At 60.7% G+C, this 19,352-nt stretch carries 15 protein-coding genes and 2 tRNA genes; 8 read left to right on the top strand and 9 right to left on the bottom strand.

Annotated features, from left to right (window positions below; translation table 11 throughout):
* Nucleotides 1-55: 55 nt before the first annotated feature.
* The 3 genes from JNL55_RS15570 (at nt 56) to JNL55_RS15560 (ending at nt 3,806) form a co-directional block, all read left to right on the top strand.
* The gene (locus tag JNL55_RS15570) at nt 56-1,417 is read left to right on the top strand and encodes a hypothetical protein (RefSeq protein WP_293855184.1); all 1,362 of its coding nucleotides are present in this window, start codon (nt 56-58) and stop codon (nt 1,415-1,417) included.
* A 136-nt stretch (nt 1,418-1,553) separates the two neighbouring features.
* Entirely contained in the window at nt 1,554-3,185 is a 1,632-nt protein-coding gene (locus JNL55_RS15565) for an OFA family MFS transporter (protein ID WP_293855181.1), read from the top strand.
* 18 nt (nt 3,186-3,203) lie between these two features.
* Nucleotides 3,204-3,806 (top strand): DUF6151 family protein, encoded by a 603-nt coding sequence (locus JNL55_RS15560; RefSeq protein ID WP_293855178.1) that lies wholly within the window; start codon nt 3,204-3,206, stop codon nt 3,804-3,806.
* Here JNL55_RS15560 and JNL55_RS15555 read toward each other — a convergent pair.
* On the bottom strand, nt 3,803-4,705 hold the full coding sequence (locus JNL55_RS15555) for an AraC family transcriptional regulator (protein WP_293855175.1): 903 nt from the start codon (nt 4,703-4,705) through the stop codon (nt 3,803-3,805). The two genes, JNL55_RS15560 and JNL55_RS15555, sit on opposite strands and share 4 nt — an antisense overlap.
* A gap of 81 nt (nt 4,706-4,786) precedes the next feature.
* Between JNL55_RS15555 and JNL55_RS15550 the strand changes: the two genes are divergently transcribed.
* Both JNL55_RS15550 and JNL55_RS15545 read left to right on the top strand, forming a co-directional pair.
* Nucleotides 4,787-5,332 (top strand): carboxymuconolactone decarboxylase family protein, encoded by a 546-nt coding sequence (locus JNL55_RS15550; RefSeq protein ID WP_293855172.1) that lies wholly within the window; start codon nt 4,787-4,789, stop codon nt 5,330-5,332.
* A gap of 12 nt (nt 5,333-5,344) precedes the next feature.
* A complete protein-coding gene (locus tag JNL55_RS15545) occupies nt 5,345-6,016 on the top strand; it encodes an MOSC domain-containing protein (RefSeq protein ID WP_293855169.1) in 672 nt (223 codons plus the stop codon).
* A gap of 100 nt (nt 6,017-6,116) precedes the next feature.
* Here the strand turns inward: JNL55_RS15545 and JNL55_RS15540 are convergent, their stop codons facing one another.
* From JNL55_RS15540 to JNL55_RS15515, 6 genes are all read right to left on the bottom strand, one after another.
* A complete protein-coding gene (locus tag JNL55_RS15540) occupies nt 6,117-7,403 on the bottom strand; it encodes a cation:proton antiporter (RefSeq protein WP_293855166.1) in 1,287 nt (428 codons plus the stop codon).
* A 96-nt stretch (nt 7,404-7,499) separates the two neighbouring features.
* Nucleotides 7,500-8,990: a tryptophan halogenase family protein gene (locus tag JNL55_RS15535; RefSeq protein ID WP_293855163.1), complete on the bottom strand. Its 1,491-nt coding sequence runs from the start codon at nt 8,988-8,990 to the stop codon at nt 7,500-7,502.
* Nucleotides 8,991-8,994: 4 nt separating this feature from the next.
* Nucleotides 8,995-9,966, bottom strand: a complete 972-nt coding sequence (locus JNL55_RS15530; protein WP_293855161.1) for a hydrogen peroxide-inducible genes activator — start codon at nt 9,964-9,966, stop codon at nt 8,995-8,997.
* Nucleotides 9,963-11,831 (bottom strand): AAA family ATPase, encoded by a 1,869-nt coding sequence (locus JNL55_RS15525; RefSeq protein WP_293855158.1) that lies wholly within the window; start codon nt 11,829-11,831, stop codon nt 9,963-9,965. Before JNL55_RS15525 ends, JNL55_RS15530 begins: the two co-directional genes overlap by 4 nt.
* Nucleotides 11,832-11,883: 52 nt before the next feature.
* Nucleotides 11,884-11,958: transfer RNA gene (locus tag JNL55_RS15520), tRNA-Asn, on the bottom strand.
* A 227-nt stretch (nt 11,959-12,185) separates the two neighbouring features.
* Nucleotides 12,186-13,382, bottom strand: a complete 1,197-nt coding sequence (locus JNL55_RS15515) for a pyridoxal phosphate-dependent aminotransferase (RefSeq protein ID WP_293855155.1) — start codon at nt 13,380-13,382, stop codon at nt 12,186-12,188.
* 208 nt (nt 13,383-13,590) lie between these two features.
* Between JNL55_RS15515 and uvrB the strand changes: the two genes are divergently transcribed.
* Nucleotides 13,591-15,627, top strand: a complete 2,037-nt coding sequence (gene uvrB, locus JNL55_RS15510) for an excinuclease ABC subunit UvrB (protein ID WP_293855152.1) — start codon at nt 13,591-13,593, stop codon at nt 15,625-15,627.
* Between the two features lie 23 nt (nt 15,628-15,650).
* Here uvrB and JNL55_RS15505 read toward each other — a convergent pair.
* Nucleotides 15,651-15,725: transfer RNA gene (locus JNL55_RS15505), tRNA-Val, on the bottom strand.
* A 77-nt stretch (nt 15,726-15,802) separates the two neighbouring features.
* Nucleotides 15,803-16,876, bottom strand: coding sequence for an acyltransferase family protein (locus tag JNL55_RS15500; protein ID WP_293855149.1), 1,074 nt, complete (start codon nt 16,874-16,876; stop codon nt 15,803-15,805).
* Nucleotides 16,877-17,134: 258 nt separating this feature from the next.
* On the opposite strand from JNL55_RS15500, the gene thrS reads away from it, so the two are divergent.
* Both thrS and infC read left to right on the top strand, forming a co-directional pair.
* Nucleotides 17,135-19,063: a threonine--tRNA ligase gene (thrS, locus tag JNL55_RS15495; protein ID WP_293855146.1), complete on the top strand. Its 1,929-nt coding sequence runs from the start codon at nt 17,135-17,137 to the stop codon at nt 19,061-19,063.
* 3 nt (nt 19,064-19,066) lie between these two features.
* A partial coding sequence (gene infC / locus JNL55_RS15490) for a translation initiation factor IF-3 (RefSeq protein ID WP_415923088.1) occupies nt 19,067-19,352 on the top strand: 286 nt, incomplete at its 3' end.

Here is a 19,352-nt window from a genome sequence, read left to right as displayed (position 1 = left end):
GCGACGTCGTGCCCAATCGTCTGCTTCACACATTTCTCCATAATTCCACTGCGCCATGCTCCGATCGTTAGACAAAGCCCTCTCGAAAAGCGCCATCGAAGAGATCAAAGAGCGCTTCATAGAACAAGCAGAGGCCGATCGCGGTGACTCCGCATGGGAAGTCCTTCGGCCGCTATTGAGTGCGCAGTCTCAACAGAAAGAGATTGCGTTCGTGCTCGTCGAGTTTGTTGGGCGCGGTTACCTTTCGAGGGAGCGATCTCTGGAAGTGCTGGAAACAGTTCACGCGGCGCATGCTGCGGACGAGCGACTGCTGGGTCTAGTGGGAGAATCGTTGGATCAGGCGTGCGACGTCGACATGCTCAATGCACCGCCGCCGGAGAGCGAGCTGTTCGCAACGGTGGTTGACAACCTGGCCGTTTTGGCGGAGAGCGCGAACGGAGCCGATCACGAGCGGGTATTACTCAGCGGACTGGCGACAGCGGCAAGGATGATGGCGCGTCAAAGAGATGAGTTGGCTGAGAGTGCTTGTCGGCGGCTATTGGAGTTAGAGCCTGACATTAGCTATAGGCACTACAACCTCGGACTGCTCATGAAAACGCGCGGTCGATTCCATGAAGGCATGGCCGCAAATCAGCGTGCGGCGACCCTCACTAGCGAGCCTTCCGAGGCCACTGAATGGAATCTCGGAATCTGCGCGACGGGTGCACGAGACGGCGCGACTGCCTTGGCAGTGTGGATGCGAATGAAGCAAAAGATCGAGATGGGCCGGTTCGGACTGCCGGAAGGGCGCTACCCGACCTGCAAGGTGAGGCTCGCTGAGCGGCCGCTCGCCGAGAGGACTAAGGATCTTGATGATCCGGGGCTGGAGGAAACGATCTGGATCGAACGGCTGAGTCCCTGTCACGGAATCATACGAAGCGTGCTGTACCAGCGGCTGGGAATTGACTACGGCGACGTCGTTCTCATCGATGGTGCTCCCATCACATATCACAAGTACGGCGAACGAGAGGTTCCGGTATTTCCTCATCTCGCCACTCTGGTAAGAAGCAACTATCTGTTGTTCGATTTTGCCGGAACGCAGGATGACGAGGGTCGGATCCATGGTGCGAGTGAAGACCTGGATCAAGACAGCGTGATTTACTCTCACTCGGAAACTTTCACTGTCCTCTGCGCAGGTTGTTGGCGCGATCAGGGCATTGATCATGAACACACCAAAAACGAGCGGAAGCACGTCGTGCGCGGAAGAATCGCTGCACCACCGGGCATCGCGCCGAGCGAGCTTCTTCGCCAGCTGGATGCCGCGATGCTAAAACGCTCACCTTGTCGGATCTATGCCCCGGACCTCTGCGCAGCGGCGGGACTAGCAGATCGTGCCGCGATAGAGCGGCGCCGTTTCGATATGTTGCAACGGACTTGAAAGTTGGGGGCGATTGAACTCCACGCCAGGTCTTCGGCGGAGAGCCCTACAATTCCTGTGCGTTAGACCCAGTGTATCGGTAGGATCCGTCATCGATCGACTTCGCTTGCGAACGCGGTTTGTGTGGGAGGTAGCAATGTCCACCGATCACCCGCCTGGCTTCCTCGACAAGGAACGCACGATTGCGTCCCGGACGTTCAACCGTTGGCTAGTGCCTCCTGCGGCGCTGGCAATACATCTGTCGATCGGCATGGCCTACGGTTTCAGCGTGTTCTGGCTGCCGCTGTCGCGTGCGGTTGGGGTGCATGAACCTGTTGGCTGCGACGGCGTCGGCTTCATCGCACGCGTGTTCTCGACGCGCTGTGACTGGCCAGTTTCGATGCTCGGCTGGACGTACACCTTGTTCTTCGTCTTTCTCGGGTCGGCTGCCGCGCTATTCGGTCACTGGCTGGAGCGTGAAGGTCCGCGCAAGGCGGGATTCGTTGCGACGTTGTGCTGGTGTGGCGGCCTGTTCATTTCAGCGCTGGGTGTCTACACCCATCAGATCTGGCTGATGTGGCTGGGGTCGGGGGTGATCGGCGGTATCGGCCTGGGCCTCGGCTATATCTCGCCGGTCTCCACGTTGATCAAGTGGTTCCCCGATCATCGTGGCGTCGCCACGGGGCTGGCGATCATGGGCTTCGGCGGCGGGGCGATGATTGGCGCGCCGCTCGCCGACAGATTGATGAACACGTTCGCGACCGACAGTTCAGTAGGCGTCTGGCAAACCTTCGTCACACTGGGCGTCATTTATTTCATTTCGATGATGTTGGGGGCCTTCGGATACCGCTTGCCGCCGCCGGGGTGGCAGCCGCCGTCGGGCGCGGTGAAGAAAGAGAAACCACTCGTTACATCGGCGCATGTGCACGTGAACGTAGCTGTGCGCACGCCGCAGTTCTGGCTGTTGTGGGGTGTTCTGTGTCTCAACGTAAGCGCTGGCATCGGCGTCATCGGTATGGCCTCGCCGATGCTGCAGGAGGTCTTCGGCGGTCAGTTGATGGGCAGCCCAGCGAGGCTGGCGGATCTCACGGAAGGCGAGCGCGCGCAAGTGGCGACCATCGCCGCTGCGTTTGCCGGGTTGCTGTCGCTGTTTAACATCGCTGGACGCATTGGCTGGGCATCGGCCTCGGACATCGTCGGACGCAAACTGACGTACACCATTTTCTTTCTGCTGGGCTGTGCGCTGTATGTCTCGGCCCCCATCGCTGGTGAAGCCGGACGAATCGGCTTTTTCGTAGTAATTTTCTGCGTGATTCTCACCATGTACGGCGGCGGATTTGCGACCGTTCCTGCTTACCTTGCTGATCTCTTCGGTACGCAGCATGTCGGCGCGATTCACGGGCGGCTGCTGACTGCATGGTCCGTCGCCGGCATTCTCGGTCCAGTCGCCGTCAACTACATCCGCGAGTTCCAGCTTGCTCGCGGGGTGCCCGCGCATCAGGCGTACAACGTCACGATGTATGTGCTCGCCGGCATGTTGCTGCTGGGACTGTTATGCAATTTGATGATGCGGCCCGTCGATACTAAACATCACATGACGAAGGAGCAGATCGAGAAGGAGCTCGCCGCCTCACCGGGGCACCCATCAAGCTCGGCTGCAGTGTCGGATCGTCCCGGCGACACCGCGAACTATCGCCTGCTGCTCGTTCTCGTATGGACTGGGGTTGCGATTCCGCTTGCGTGGGGTGTGTGGATCACGCTGAGTAAGGCGCTAGTCTTCTTTCAATAGCAAGCCCAAGGACCCCTCATGCAAATCCAATGCGAGTGCGGCACCTTCCGCGCTCAGCTTCCGAACTTCCCGCGAAACACGCCGGGCCGTCTCGCTTGCTATTGCGATGACTGTCAGACCTTCGCGCATCATTTGAATCGGGCGGACTTGTTGGATAGCGCCGGTGGCACCGAAGTCATTCCGGTTTACCCGGCGGAGATCCGAATCGAAGCGGGGCGTGAGGTTCTGAGATGTCTGCGCCTGTCGCCGGAGGGGTTGTATCGCTGGTATGCCAGCTGCTGTAACACGCCCGTGGCAAACACGAGGGCTGGCTTCCCATGGGCGGGGCTGGCGCATCGTGTTTTCACAGTGAAAGATCCCAGCTATCTCGATAGAACCTTGGGGGCTATCAAAAGTCGCATCATGGGTCGATATGCGAGGGGCAAAGCGCCGAGCGGCACGGCGGACAAGATCGACTTCAAAGGCTTCATCACCGTGTTTCCATTCATCGCTAAAGGTCTGCTGACCGGCAAAGCGAAGCGCTCACCGTTCTTTGCCGAAGACGGCCGGACGCCGATCGTACCGGCCATCGTGCTGTCATTGCAGGAGAGGAAGGCGATTCGACAGCGGCTCGGCTTTTAACCGGCGGAGGCGAGCCACTCGCGAGGCGACGCATGGAAGCGCTGTTTGAAAGCTTTGGCGAGCGAAGAGCCGCTCGCGAACCCCAGTTCCGCCGCGATTGTTTTTATCTGCTGACCTGAGCGCATCATGGATGCGGCCAGGCTCATTCGCCAATCGGTGAGATAAGCCGCGGGTGTCGTGCCGGTGACGGCCTTGAATGTGTCGGCGAAGGCGCTGCGCGACATGCCGGCGACCGAGGCCATCTTCGCCAGTGACCAGTCATCGCTGGGCGATTGATGGACGGCTACTAACGCACGGGCGAGTCGCGGATGAGACAAGCCCATGATCAGTCCGCTGGACACGCCCGCCTGTTCGGGGTGATCCAGAATCCAGCGCAGCAGTTGAATCAACACGACTTCGAACAATCGATCGGCCAACAGCCGCGAGCCGCAACGGACGCGGTCGGCTTCGGCAAACAGCAGATCGAGCGCCGGCATCAAGCCATCCACGGAGCTGACCGGCACTCTGAGCATCGAGGGCAACGCCTGCACGATTGGATGGTGTTCGCCGCCGCTGAAGTCGAGTGTCGCGCACGTGAGATCTGATCCTTCGCGCGGCGCATTGACGAAGGTGTGTCGCAGCGGGCGCGGATAAAGCAGCACGGTGGGTTCGGTGATGCGAAACCGGGTCATCTGCGTTTCGCCCGCGCGATGTCGCACCTCCATTTCGCCACGACGCAGAACATGCAGAAAGGCACGACCTGGCTGCGGCTGAAACACAGTGGTGCCGCACAGTGCTCCGGTGTGAAACAACGATGCATGTACCCGAAACCGATCCAGCAGCGCAGATAAGCGATCGACGGTAGGTGGCGCGGGCAGGGTATTGTCTTTGGACGATTGGACGCGTTTTACGGACTTCATGACGCCTATCATCCGGCCGGCGAGCGCAATATTCAACCCGCTCGCCGCCGATGCAGCGGCTCAACTCAAGAGGTAGGCCCGATGACTCGTATCGCTCTAGTCGACTCCAAGCACACCACTGCAGACCGGCACGCTTTGTTGTCGCAGATCCAGGGGGCCTTCGGCGTGATTCCAAACATGTTCAAGGCGGTCGCAAATTCTCCCGCAGCGTTGCAGAGCATGTGGGGCTCGTTCGGTGCATTGGGCGCTGGAAAGATTCCCGCGAAGCTCGGCGAACAGATCGCGGTGGCGGTGGCCGATCGCAACGCTTGTGAGTATTGCCTCGCTGCGCATAACGCGCTGGGCCGGAAGGCTGGCGCGACGGCGGAAGAGATGGCGCTCGCGCAGGACGGGCAATCGGCTGACCCGAAAACAGCCGCGGCACTCCGGTTTGCTCTGCTGCTGGTGGAGAAACGCGGGCAGGTTGGCGCCGCCGATGTCCAGGCTGTGAAGGCCGCGGGTTTTAGTGACGAGGAGGTCGTCGAGATTCTGGCGCACGTCGCATTGAACTTGTTCACCAACTACGTCAACGTTGCGTTCGCCGTGCCGGTGGACTTTCCCTCGGTGAAGTTGCGGCGCTCGGCCTGATCGGAGGGCTCGATGGCAAGTGTACTGACTGTTCTCAGTGGCAGCGTGAAGCCGCTAGGTCGCACGCTCAGTGGGATCGACAAGAAACCGGTGAGCGGCACACAGCGAGTGATGTCGCTCGGCCTGGTGACAGACAGTCAAGCAGACCTGCGAGTGCACGGTGGCGTGGACAAGGCCGTGCACTGCTATCCGTGGGCTCATTACTCCATTTGGCAGCAGCACTTGCCGGGGCATGCGCTGCTGCAGGCGCCCGGTGCCTTTGGAGAAAACTTGAGCGTCGACGGCATGGATGAACACGACGTATGCATCGCCGACCGCTGGCGCATCGGCAGTGTCGTGTTCGAGGTGAGCCAGGGAAGGCAACCGTGCTTCAAGCTGAATTTGCGCTTCGGCGTCGCCGATATGGCCGCGCAGGTTCAGGAGAGCTTGCGCGCAGGATGGTACTTGCGCGTTCTCGAACCCGGCGAGCTCCGAGCGGGCGACGAGATCGAAGTGCTGGCGCGTCCCCATCCGGAATGGACGATCGCTCGCGTTCTCGCTGTGATCAGGGATCGTGACGTTGACCCCACCGTGCTCAAATCGTTGCTCGGCTTGCCGCTGCCCGCGAGCTGGCGGCGCTTGTTCGAACGTCGGCTGCAATCGTCTCAGATCGAGGACTGGTCGGGGCGCATGGACTCTCGTTAAGCGATAACTCGGGTGCGTTTATGACTGGCTGCTGGGCCGTGTGAGATATTGCAGTCAGTCCGGAACGCGTTTCTGCGGAAACGCCGAATGTTAAATAGCGTCAGTTCGCTGGGTTATGCAACGCATCCAGCTCGCCCCGAGCGCGCGCGGCGCGACCGTAAACGAACTCGAACAGTGGCGATGCCATCAAGGTCGTGACGATGGCCATCAACACCAGCATCGAGAACAACGCCGGCCCGATCACGCCGGCCTGCAAACCGATGTTGATGATGATCAGCTCCATCAACCCGCGAGCATTCATCAACGCGCCGATGCCCAGCGCAGTGCTGTTGTCCTGACCGGACAGGCGCGCAGCGGCCCAGCACGCACCGAACTTCGCGAGGATGGAGGCGGCGAGAATCACCGCGGCGACCAGTAGCAGCTCGACGTTGTTCACCATCGTCAGCTGCGTGTTGAGGCCGGAGTAAGTGAAGAACATCGGCAGCAACAACACGACAGTAAATGGTTCGAGCGACTTGCGAAGCTGATCAGCCAGCGCGCCACGCGGCATGACAGTGCCGAGCAGGAAGCCGCCGAACACGGCGTGCAAGCCAATCGCGTCGGCGATGTAGGCAGACAGCATGAACAACATGAGCACGATGGACAGCAGCGTCTGGCTCAAGCCATGACCCAGTGCCTGTTGGCGCTCGGCCATACGACCCAAAGGCGCGAGCAGCTTGGGGGCGATGAGCAGCATGAAGGTCGCGAACACGATACCGCCGACGATGGCCGTGATCGCGACGCCTGAGCCGGCGCCGAAACTCGCCAGCACAATGGCCAATACGCACCACGCGGCAGCATCGTCGATCGCACCGGCTGACAGCGACAACGTACCCAACGCCGTGTGGCTCAACCCGCGTTCGTGAATGATTCGAGCGAGCATCGGGAAGGCGGTGATGGCAATCGCCGCACCCATGAATAAAGTGGCGTCGAAGCGCGTGGCTTCGGGCGAGAACAAGCCGGGCAGGGTCATGAGCCAAGGCGTGCCGATGATGGCAATCAAGAAGGGCGCGGCCATGCCCGAGATCGACACGGCGGCGGCCTTGCGCAGATTCTGTTTGAAGTGGTCGCTGCGGAAGCCCAAGCCGACCAGGAACATATATAAGCCGACGCCGAGCTGAGCGCCGACGTACAACACGCCTTTGGTGTCGACCGGGAACACGGTTTTCTGCAGCTCCGGCCAGAACAAGCCGAACAGCGACGGCCCGAGGATCACGCCGGCGATCATTTCGCCCACCACCTGCGGCTGTTTCAGATAGCGTCGCCCCAGCCAGCCGACCAGGCGGCAAGTGGCCAGAATCACGAACATCTGCAGGAAAAATACAATCGACAGCTTTGCTACCGACATCGGCGCCCCCTCATTTATATAGGCTGGACTTATAGAAGACAGCGCTGGCCAGTCACAATCCCAGGGCCGATTGATTCTGACTATGACGTTGCCGGGTCACCCGAATTGGCGGCTCAGGAACTGCTCGTGCGTGGGGAGATGTTCGACCATGCCGGCGATGGCGGCTTTGGCGGTACGCAAGGTGTCCTGAATCTGGGCGTAATCGATATTGTCGATGCGAGGCGAGTAGGTGCGCGGGCGTATCCCCATGCCTTCGAAGACTGACTGCCAGCTCGAGGCACGGAACAACTCATCGGTGCCTTCGCGCATCGCGCCTTGGCTCTGGAACAGCTCGATGCGCTCGCGCAAGGAATCCGGCAACGGCAGTTGTTGGCAAGCCTGCCAGAACGGCGAGTCGTCGCGACGGGTCGCGCTGTAGTGGAGCACGATGAAGTCGCGAACTTCTTCGTAGTCGGCCGTCATGCGACGGTTGTATTCGCGAATCAACGCCGGGTCGCAATCACGCGTCGGGAAGTACCGCAGGAAAAAGTCGATGCCGCGAGCGATCAGATGCATCGCTGTCGCTTCGAGCGGTTCGAGAAAGCCGCCGGCCAGGCCGACCGACAGGCAATTCAACTTCCACAGTTCCTTACGATGTCCCGTGGTGAATGGAATCACGCGCGGCTCGTCCAGTGCGCCACTGTTCAGATTACGAAGGAGTGTCGAGCGCGCCTCGCTGTCACTGCAGAAGCGGCTGGAGTAAACGTAGCCCTGACCGATCCGGTGTTGCAGCGGAATGCGCCACATCCATCCGGCCTTCTGCGCGGTGGCTCGTGTGTATCCAAGCAGCGGCCCGTGATTTTCAGTTCTCACGGCGATCGCGCGATCGCACGGCAGATAGTCGGACCAGTCGTTGGATTCGACACCGAGCGCCTTGTCGATCAGCAAGGCGCGGAAGCCGGTGCAGTCGAGAAAGAAATCGCCGTGAACCTTTCGGCCGTCGGCGAGCACCACATGATCGATGAAGCCGTTGTCTTTTCTATGCACGTCGGTGACGCGGCCTTCGGTGCGCTTCAGTCCGCGAGCTTCCGAGTAGCCTCGCAGATAGCGCGCGACCAAAGCGGCATCAATGTGTAGCGCATAGTTCGCTCCGCCGATGGGCGTATTGCGCGCACGGGCTGGAGGAAAGAACCGGCCGTTTTCGGCCATGACGTTGCAAGGAGAGAAATCTTGCAGCGACGAGCTATCGCCCAGGGTGCGAGCCTTCAGCCAGCACTGATAGAAGTCGTGCGTGCCGATGGGCTTGCCGATGGCGCCGAACGGATGGAAATAAGTGTGGCTGCGCTGGTGCCAGTCGACGAACTGAATGCCGAGCTTGTAAGTGGCCTCGGTGGCGCGAATGAACTCTTGCTCATCGATGCCGAGGCGCTGGATCAAGCCGACGAACGGCGGCACCGTGGACTCGCCGACGCCGATCGTGCCGATTTCTTCGGATTCGATCAGCTCGATGTCGCACAGCTCGGGCTTCAGGTGATGGCGAAGCATGGCCGCGGCCAGCCAGCCGGACGTGCCACCTCCCACCACCACGATTTTGGACAACGGTTGCATCCGTCTACCAGTCCCGATTCTCGATCATCAAGCCGGCGGTTTCCGGCACGCGGGCGCTATTGTAATTCCAATAGGCGGCGCTGCTGGCTTGTATTGCCCTTCGGAGCACGTCGATGGCCTTGTGCCTCGGATAACTCACTCGCCAGGCCAGCACCACGGTGCGTTTGGGCGCTGGCTCGCTGAAGTGTTTGGTGACCAATATATCGGAAGAGTAGAGCGGGGCCTGAGCTGCGGCTTGGGGCAACACGGTGACGCCCAGGCCCGAAGCGACCATGTGACGTAACGTTTCAAAGGTGCTGCCTCTCATCGACGTGCGTGTGTTGCTCGCGCCGTCTTGCGGTCGCAGTTGAGGAAACACGCTCAGCACCTGATCTCGGAACGCGTGACCTTCGTCCAATAACAACACTTCGGCAGGATCGAGATCGTCGAGCGCGACGGTGGCTTTGCTCGCCAGGCGATGACGGGCCGGCACGAGCAGCACCAGCGGCTCTTCGAACAGCGGTTGCACGACGATGTCCGGTTCGCTGAAGGGCGCGGTGACTAGCAGCGCGTCTAAGTCGCCGTTGCGTAACTTGGCGGCCAATGTTTGCTGAGCCGCTTCCTCGACGAACAACGGCATGCTGTTGGCCATTTCCTGCAACAGTGGAATGAACTGCGGCAGCAAGTAGGGGCCGACGGTGGGCAGGGTGCCCAGTGCCAGCGGGCCTTGCAGTTGATTGGCATCGCCGGTGGCGACGTCTTTGATCTCTGCTGTTCGTTCCAGCACTGCGCTGGCCATGGCGATGATCCGCTCGCCCAGCGGTGTGACCAACACGCCTTGTTTGGCACGCTCGAACAATGTCACGCCGAGCTCGTCTTCGAGCTTCTTCACGGCAATGCTCAGCGTCGGCTGACTCACATTGCAGCGTTCGGCAGCACGGCCGAAGTGCTGTTCCTGGCCCAGAGCAACGATGTAGCGCAGTTCGGTGAGCGTCATAGGATATGCAGTCGCGAATCGCGCCGCCGAGCAGTGACTTCCTCCAGCCAGCTTTGCAGCCTTGCCGGCACGATCAGTCGCTGCTGAGCGCGGGTAACCGCAACATACAACGCGGCGCTGGCGGCCGCAAAACCATCCTTCCAAACTTCCCAGACGCCGTCGACCAGTTCCGGCGCCAGCATCACACTGGCGAATTCACGGTTACGCATATCGCCAACCAGGCCGAGCGCGAACTTGGCGGGCGTCACGATATGGTTGGCCGTTCTGCGCCAGTCGGTATCGTCATAGCCTTTCTCCAGCATGCGGTCGATGCGCTGAAAGCCCGGCTTGTTTTGATTGGTATTGGCCAGCGCCTCCCAGGTGCCGAAGCGGAAGATCTCGCCATGTCGCGGGCGGCTGCCGTGCCGGCGCAATTCGATGCAATCGTTCACGAACATGTTCAGCTGTTGCCGGCTGCTGAGCAGTTCGAAATCCAGATTCTGTGCGGCCAGCCGCTGGGCCCACTCGAACAGGCTCCAGGTGTTGCCCACCAGAATCGCCGCCGGCTGCTCAGGCACGCTCGGGCGGTCGTAATAAACGATCTCGGTTCGGTGCAGCGGGTTGCCGACGAAGGGCTCTTTCATCGTGCCGGGATGCGCGCCGATGATGGGATTGACGACGCCTTCGAGCAATCGACCCGAGCGCACCGATGAGGTCACGGCTCGCTGCCTGATGATGTTGGCGCGACGCTGCGGCTTGCCCTGCAGGTTTTGGTATTCATCACCCAGGCTGATCACCGACTGCGGGCTGATGTCGAGAATCTGCAGCAGCGGCTTGTTCAGGTCATGGGATTCGTCGATCAGAACATGCGTGTAGCGCGCCGGAATTTTCCAGCCCTTGATGGCGGCCCATTTCATTCGATGCTCGCCGCGAACCGGCGGCTGAAACTCGCCCGAGGGCGGCAGCAAAATCGATTTCCACAACTCGGTGGCGTGATGGAGCACGACCTGCCGGGCGGTTGCGTCGAGCGTGGCCTGATGGCGATCCGGGATGTGATTTGCTTCGATCTCTGCATCGCCGCTGTAACAGAAGCTCGCGACTGTCCCGCGTATGACGATGACCAGATCGCGTTCTCGCAGCGTGCCGCTGGGCCGGATCCCCAGATGTCGGATGATGACCTCGTCAGCGATCGGCGCAGCTGCCGAGTACGGACGGCTGAGGCGAAAGTTGATCGGATCGGTGAGGTCGGTCGGAATCATCTCCCGCGCCAACGCATCGAAGCGTCGCGGATGAACGTGAGGCTGAGTGCCAACGCCCGCGAGCAGCGCGGCGAGTTGTGCTTGTCGCTCCGCCAGCACCAGCACGTTGGCGCCGCGCAGGGTGCTGAGCAGCGACTTGATCAAATACGACTTGCCCGTGCCGGCGTAGCCTTGCACGTGAATGTGATCGTCGCTCTGCGCTCTGATCTCGCGATAGATGCGGCTCTGCTGTGCCGTCAGGTAGCTGGTTTGGCCGGAGGGCAATATGACTTGCTCTCGTGGCTCAGGGTCCTCGTGCAATAGCGAGATTCCCAGATCAGCAAGCAAACCCTGACCGGTGCGAATCTGCGCACGATCCAATGCGGTGACGACTTCATCGGCAAAGGCGGCTGAACCGTCGCGTTCCACTTTCGCCTGGCCGGCCTTGATGGCCTCGAACAGGATGCGCTCGGCGAACACCGGGCCGTGGTTCGCAATCTTGGGCAGGTACTGCAGAACGATCAGCGCCGCCAACTGGGGCACTTGGAAGCCGGTGATGGCTGTGGCGAGGCTGTGCGCCTCGTTCAACACTCGATTCAGCGCGGGTTCGCTGATGGGTAAGGACAGCGCAGGATCGGTTCTAGCCATGCGACCGAGTGGTGTGCGCTCCGCGCTCGCGCTGCTTACAGCTTAGATTAGGTGGCTCCCCGGGCCGGACTCGAACCAGCGACCAACGCATTAACAGTGCGTCGCTCTACCACTGAGCTACCGGGGAACAGATGGGTCAAATCGAAGGCGCGGGATTTTGCGTAATGCGACGCGGCTATGTCAAGGAATCGAAGCGACTTGTTTCGCAACTTTGCTCGGAATCAGGTCTTGGCGGTGTCGCGACGCGTTGCGGCGGGGGTCATCTTCCGCTGACAGGGGGCCTTGACGCGCCATTGTGCCAGCCGGGCGCGCGCTGGGACGCCGGCGTTGACGAAGGCGCCAAGCCGGCGGTACTCAGGCGGCTTGGGCGGCCCGCAGCGTCCTCTCCATGCGCTTCAACGCTTCTTCCAGATTCTTCATGCTGGTCGCGAACGACAGGCGCATGTGGTTGGGTGCGCCGAAGCCGCTGCCGGGAACCACAGCGACACCGCCATGGATCAGTAAGTGCTCGGCGAACGCGTTGTCGTCTTTGACGCCGACGATCTTCATCGCCTGCTCGACATGCGCGAACGCGTAGAAGGTGCCGGCGCCTTCGAGGCAAGTGACGCCAGGCAGCTTGTTCAAGCCGGCGACGGTGAAGTCGTGACGCTGCTTGAACGACTTGTTCATTTCGCGCACGCAGTCTTGATCGCCATTCAGCGCGCTGATCGCGGCCTTCTGCGCAATCGAGGAAGGATTCGACGTGCTCTGACTTTGAATGGTGGACATTGCGGTCACCACTTCGATGGGGCCGCCGCAGTAACCGATGCGCCAACCGGTCATCGCATAGGCCTTGGACACGCCATTGGTGGTCACGACGCGGTCATACAGCTCCGGGCACACCTGCGCGAGGCTGACGAACGGCTCATTGGCCCAGTAAATGTGTTCGTACATGTCATCGGTGCAGACGATGACCTGCGGATGTTTGACGAGCACATCGCCGAGCGCACGCAGTTCAGCGGCGGTGTACGCAGCGCCGGTCGGATTACTCGGGCTGTTGAGAATGAATAATCGGGTCTTGGGCGTGATGGCCGCTTCGAGTTGCGCAGCGGTGAGCTTGTAGCCTTGCTCAGGGCCGGCATATGGCAGCACCGGTACGCCATCGGCGAGCAGCACCATGTCCGGATACGACACCCAGTACGGCGCCGGAATCACCACTTCATCGCCCGGATCCACCACCGCCAGAATCAAATTGAAAATGGTTTGTTTGGCGCCGGTCGATACCAGAATTTGATTGCGCTTGTAATCGAGCCCGTTCTCGCGTTTGAACTTGCCGATGATGGCGTCCTTCAGCTCGGCGGTGCCTTCCACCGGCGTGTAACGCGTGTGACCTTTGCGAATCGCCTCGACGCCCGAGTCTGCGATGTGTAGCGGCGTGTCGAAATCAGGTTCGCCGACGCCCAGGCCGATGATGTCTTTGCCTTCAGCCTTGAGCTGCGCGACGCGTCCGGTAAGGGCCACGGTGGGGGAGGGCTTCACGCGTTGCACGCGCTTTGAAACTGCTAGACTCACGATGACACCCAGTGACCTGCGGGGAGCTCGACGAAAAAGCGAAAATCCCTGACAAATGCCGGGATGTTTTCGTGCGATTGTAGAGCCATTCGCCGCCCGTCTCTAGCCGAAACCGTCACGAAGCGCCCAGAGCCGGCCTTGGAAACGCGCAGTTTCTGCCCCAACTCCAGCTTTCCTTATGACAGTTGCGCCTCGCTCACTGAGCACCATGACCGACCAGCCGCCGCAGACCCCGTTTCGACTCAAAGGCGAGTTCCAGCCTGCCGGTGATCAGCCCGCAGCCATTGCCAAGCTGATCGAGGGGATCGAGGCGGGCCTGGCGCATCAGACGCTGCTGGGCGTGACCGGTTCGGGCAAGACGTTCACGGTCGCCAATGTGATTCAGCAAATCCAGCGCCCCACCTTGGTGCTGGCGCATAACAAGACGCTGGCGGCGCAGCTGTACGGCGAGTTCAAGGAATTCTTCCCCGACAATGCGGTGGAGTATTTCGTTTCTTATTACGACTACTACCAGCCCGAAGCGTATGTGCCGTCCTCCGATACGTATATCGAGAAGGACTCGTCCATCAACGAACACATCGAGCAGATGCGCTTGTCGGCAACCAAGGCGATTCTGGAACGTCGTGACGCCATCATCGTCGCGACGGTGTCGGCCATCTACGGCCTGGGCGCGCCTGAGACGTATCTGTCGATGGTGTTGCACTTGTCTCGGGGTGAGCACATCGATCAGCGCGCGATTCTGCGGCGTCTGACGGACATGCAATACAAGCGCAACGAGCTGGATCTCACGCAGGGCACCTATCGTGTGCGCGGCGATGTGATCGACATTTTCCCGGCCGAATCCGAACGCGAAGCGCTGCGCGTGGAATTGTTCGACGACGAGATCGACTCGCTATTGCTGTTCGATCCGCTGACCGGCGAGATCAGGCGCAAGATCCCGCGCTACACAGTGTTCCCGGGCACGCACTACGTGACGCCGAAAGATCGACTCGTGCAAGCGGTGGATCATATCCGCGATGAGCTGCATGGCCGACTGCTCGATTTGAAGAACAACGGCAAGTTGCTCGAAGCGCAGCGCCTGGAACAGCGCACGCGCTTCGATATCGAAATGATCCGCGAGCTGGGTTACTGCAACGGCATCGAAAACTATTCGCGCTACTTGTCCGGTCGCGAGGCGGGTGAGCCGCCGCCGTGTTTGTTCGACTATCTACCGCAGGATGCGTTACTGGTCATCGACGAAAGTCACCAGACCATTCCGCAGCTCGGCGCCATGTTCAAGGGCGACCGGTCACGCAAGGAAACGCTGGTGGAATACGGCTTCCGCTTGCCGTCGGCGTTGGACAATCGGCCGTTGCGCTTCGAAGAGTGGGAGCGACTGTCGCCGCAAGCCATTTTCGTGTCGGCGACGCCGGGGCGTTATGAGCTGGAGCATTCCGGCGGCGAAGTGGTGGAGCAGTTGGTGCGTCCCACAGGCCTGGTGGATCCGGAAGTCGAGGTTCGGCCGGTGCGCACGCAGGTCGACGATGTGTTGTCGGAGATCAAGCTGCGCGTCGCCAAGGACGAGCGCACGTTGATTACGACGCTCACCAAGCGCATGGCCGAGGATCTCACCGAGTACCTCGACGAACACGGCGTGAAGGTGCGCTACCTGCACTCGGACATCGACACCGTCGAGCGCATGGAGATCATTCGCGATCTGCGTCTCGGCAAGTTCGATGTGATCGTCGGCATCAACCTGTTGCGCGAAGGTCTCGACATGCCCGAGGTGTCGCTGGTCGCAATTCTCGACGCGGATAAGGAAGGCTTCCTGCGTTCGGAGAATTCGCTGATTCAAACCATCGGTCGCGCGGCGCGCCATTTGAACGGCAGGGCCATCTTGTATGCCGATCGGGTGACCGGCTCGATGCAGAGGGCGCTGGATGAAACGGCTCGTCGTCGCGCGAAGCAGATTGAGTTCAACGCGGCCAACGGCATCACGCCTCGCGGCATCAAGAAGGCGGTGGCCGACATTCTGGAAGGCGCGTATTCGGATGGACAGCGCGGCCCGTTGAAAAAGGTCGCGGAAGCGTCGCCCGATTATTCGAGCCTCACGCCGGATCAGGTCATGCGTCGGATCAAGAAGCTCGAGCAGGAGATGCTCAAGCACGCGCGCAACTTGGAGTTCGAAGAAGCCGCCAAGCTGCGCGATCAGATCACGCAGTTAAGGAATCAGAGCCTGGGATTGGGGACCGCCAAGGCGGTCTGACAGTCGGTCTAATTCTTAGGAGATGGTGCGCGCGACAGGGATCGAACCTGTGACCCCTACCATGTCAAGGTAGTGCTCTACCGCTGAGCTACGCGCGCACTGGCGGTCCGAAAGGGCGGAGAAGGATAGCGGCGAGTTGCCAGAGTGGCAAGCGGAGTTGAAAGATTCTACGCACTCAGCCCGGCTGCACCGAGGTTTGCAGCGGTCTGCGGATTACGCCCCGCTTGATCCATCTCGCCGCGGGCTGCTCGATATACAGAAACGTCGCGATGGAGCAGGCCGTCAGCAACACCATGAAGCCAATGAGGCCAAGGATGGTGGGTTGCGCCACCGTCGGATACAGCAAGTCGTGCAGCGGGAACTGAAGGATGTACATCGAGTACGACGCGTTGCCGAGCAGGAGCGCGAACGGCGGCAACTCATAGGTCATGTCGGCCAACGCCAGGATCATTACGCAGAAGAGCGGCGGCAACCATGCCGACGGCGGCAGCCCGAGCACTGTCCCGTTGCTGACGAATAACGCAGCGATTGCCACAGCCGTAGGTAATGCAAAGCTCGTCGGCACTCGCACGCCGCGCACATAGAGATGGCCGAGCGTGGCGCCGAGCAGGAAGACGATGATCGCGAGCACCGGCAACTGATCCAAGTACTCGCCCATCGACGTGTGCAGCAATGTGCCTCTGAAGATGGTCGTCTTCGCGTACATCGCGACGACGTAGAACTTCAACGCCGACAGTGCCGTCAACACACCGGCCAGCACCGCGAGCATGCGAGTCGAGAGTCGCGACAGGCTCAGGTAGACGAACGGGAACATCGCGTAGAAAAACACTTCGCAGGACAGCGACCAGGCTGGCCAATTCCAATGCTTGGCAGCGCCCGGAATCCAGGCTTGCACTAGCAGCAACGACGAGCCGCCGAACACCACGGTAGTTTTAGCGAGCTGCGCGCCACTGGTGGCCACCGCAATCTTGGTGATGCCGGTGAGGGCCCACGCGAAGGCATAGACGGGGTAGAGGCGCGCGAAGCGGCGTGCCAGGAAATCACGGACGCCAATAGTCCGACCCTGCGAGGCATAGACCAGGACGAAGCCCGACAGAATGAAAAAGAACGGCATGCCCATGAAGCCGTTGGCGATGGCGTGCTTCAGCCAGGGCGCCACGTCGAGTTGGCGCCCGTAGTGGTACAGAACTACGCCCAATGCCGCGAAATAGCGCATGGCCGTCAGTGCTGACAGGTCTCTGATCATCATCGTCCGTCGTCGGTCGGAGCCGCCCGAGGCGTAGGCGTCGAGTCAAGGCGGTTGAGGGGCAAGTGGTCGCGGCCGGGATACTACGAAGCCGATTTAACCGGTGCTAGCGACGCGGTTGCCTGGCCCGGCACTCCCGGGCATACTTCGCGTCCTTTTTCGCGCCTAAAGGTTTGAATTAGCTGGCTTGTCCCGAGCGCAACGACGGATCGGGCCAGTGTCGGGATCTGCGAGGCGCATCACAAGTCATTGATCCTCGTCATGCCTGTAATCACCTTACCGGACGGTAGCCTGCGCAGTTATGCGGAACCGGTGACGGTCGAACAGATCGCCGCCGACATCGGGCCCGGACTCGCCAAGGCCGCTTTGGCGGGCAAAGTCGACGGCCAGCTGGTCGACACTTCGCACGTCATCGACAAAGACTCCAACCTCGCCATCGTCACCAGTCGTGACGCTGACGGTGTGGACGTCATTCGTCATTCGACCGCGCACTTGCTGGCGCAAGCGGTGAAACAGCTGTTTCCCGAAGCCCAGGTCACCATCGGCCCGGTGATCGAAGACGGCTTCTATTACGACTTCGCCTATAAGCGCCCGTTCTCCACCGAAGATCTGACAGCCATCGAAGCGCGCATGCGCGAGCTGTCGGATGCGGATCAGAAAGTCACGCGCCGTGTGCTGAGCCGTAACGACGCCGTCGAATTTTTCCGTAACCAGGGCGAGATCTATAAAGCCGAGATCATCGCCAGCATTCCGGAGAAGGATCAGATCAGTCTGTACGGGCAGGGTGATTGGGTCGATCTGTGCCGCGGCCCGCACGTGCCCAGCACCGGCAAGCTGAAAGCATTCAAGTTGATGAAGGTCGCCGGTGCCTATTGGCGCGGCGATTCGCGGAACGAGATGCTTCAGCGCATCTACGGTACCGCTTGGGGCGATGAGAAATCGCTGAAGGCGTATCTCACCCGTCTCGAAGAGGCCGAGAAGCGCGACCATCGCAAGCTCGGCAAGGAACAGGATCTGTTCCACTTCCAGGAAGAAGCGCCCGGCGCCGTGTTCTGGCATCCCAAGGGCTGGACCCTGTTCCAGAACTTGATCGCCTACATGCGCAAGTACCAGACCGCCGCCGGCTGGCAGGAAGTGAGCGCGCCGGAAGTCATGGACACCAAGCTGTGGCAGGCCTCGGGTCATCTCGAGACCTTCGGCGAAAACATGTTCTTCACCGAGCTGCCGGACAAGCGCAAGTTCTGCCTGAAGCCCATGAACTGCCCGGGCCATGTGCAGATCTTCAACCAGGGCATCCGCAGCTATCGCGACCTGCCGCTACGCTTCTGCGAGTTCGGCAAGGTGCATCGTTACGAGCCGTCGGGCGCGTTGCATGGGTTGATGCGCGTTCGCGCCTTTACTCAGGATGATGGCCACAGTTTCTGTTCGCTGGAGCAGCTGTTCGAAGAAGCCGTCGGCCTGACCAAGCTGATCCTCGGCATCTATGCGGACTTCGGCTTCACCGACGTGCGCATCAAGTTTTCGGACCGCCCGGCCAAGCGGGTCGGTGCGGACGATGTGTGGGACAAGTCGGAAGCGGCGCTGAAGCAGGCCGTCAGTGCGGCCGGTTTGGAGTACACGCTGAATCCGGGCGAGGGCGCGTTCTACGGGCCGAAGCTTGAATTCGTGCTCCGGGACGCCATTGGTCGGGACTGGCAATGCGGCACCCTGCAGGTCGACTTGAACATGCCGGGCCGGCTCGGCGCCACCTTCATCGGTGAAGACGGGCAGCGGCACACCCCGGTGATGCTGCATCGGGCGATGTTCGGCTCGCTGGAGCGTTTCACCGGTATTTTGATCGAGCATTTCGCCGGCCGCTTCCCGACTTGGCTGGCGCCGGTGCAGGCCGTGGTGATGAACATCACGGCGGGCCAGGCCGACTACGTGCGCAATGTCACTGAAACCCTGAGAAATCAGGGGCTTCGCGTGACTTCAGACTTGCGCAATGAAACTGTCGGCTTTAAGATTCGCGAACACACCCTGCAGCGGGTGCCGTACCTATTGGTGGTCGGTGATCGCGAAGCAGGTTCGAATTCTCTGGCCGTGCGCACGCGTGATGGCAAAGACCTTGGGGCGCTACCGGTTGCGGTGGTGGCGACCAAGCTTGCCGAAGAGGTTGCGAGCCACGGTCGGACTGTTTTGGAGGTATAACGCATCGCTGCTCCCATAGGAAAGCGCGTCCGGCGCAATGAAGAGATCACCTCGCCACAATTGCGAGTGATCGATGCTGCCGGCGAGCAGAGAGGCGTCCTCAGCCGTTTCGACGCGCTGGAGATGGCCAAAGCTGCCGAGCTCGACTTGGTCGAGGTTTCGCCGACGGCGGAGCCGCCGGTCTGCCGCATCATGGACTTTGGCAAATACTTGTTCGAACAGAACAAGAAGGCGCACGCAGCGAAGCGCAAGCAGAAGCAGATACAGATCAAGGAAGTGAAGTTTCGCC

The sequence above is a fragment of the Steroidobacter sp. genome (assembly GCF_016790065.1).
GTDB lineage: Bacteria > Pseudomonadota > Gammaproteobacteria > Steroidobacterales > Steroidobacteraceae > Steroidobacter.
This window is presented reverse-complemented; position numbering and strand designations above follow the sequence as displayed.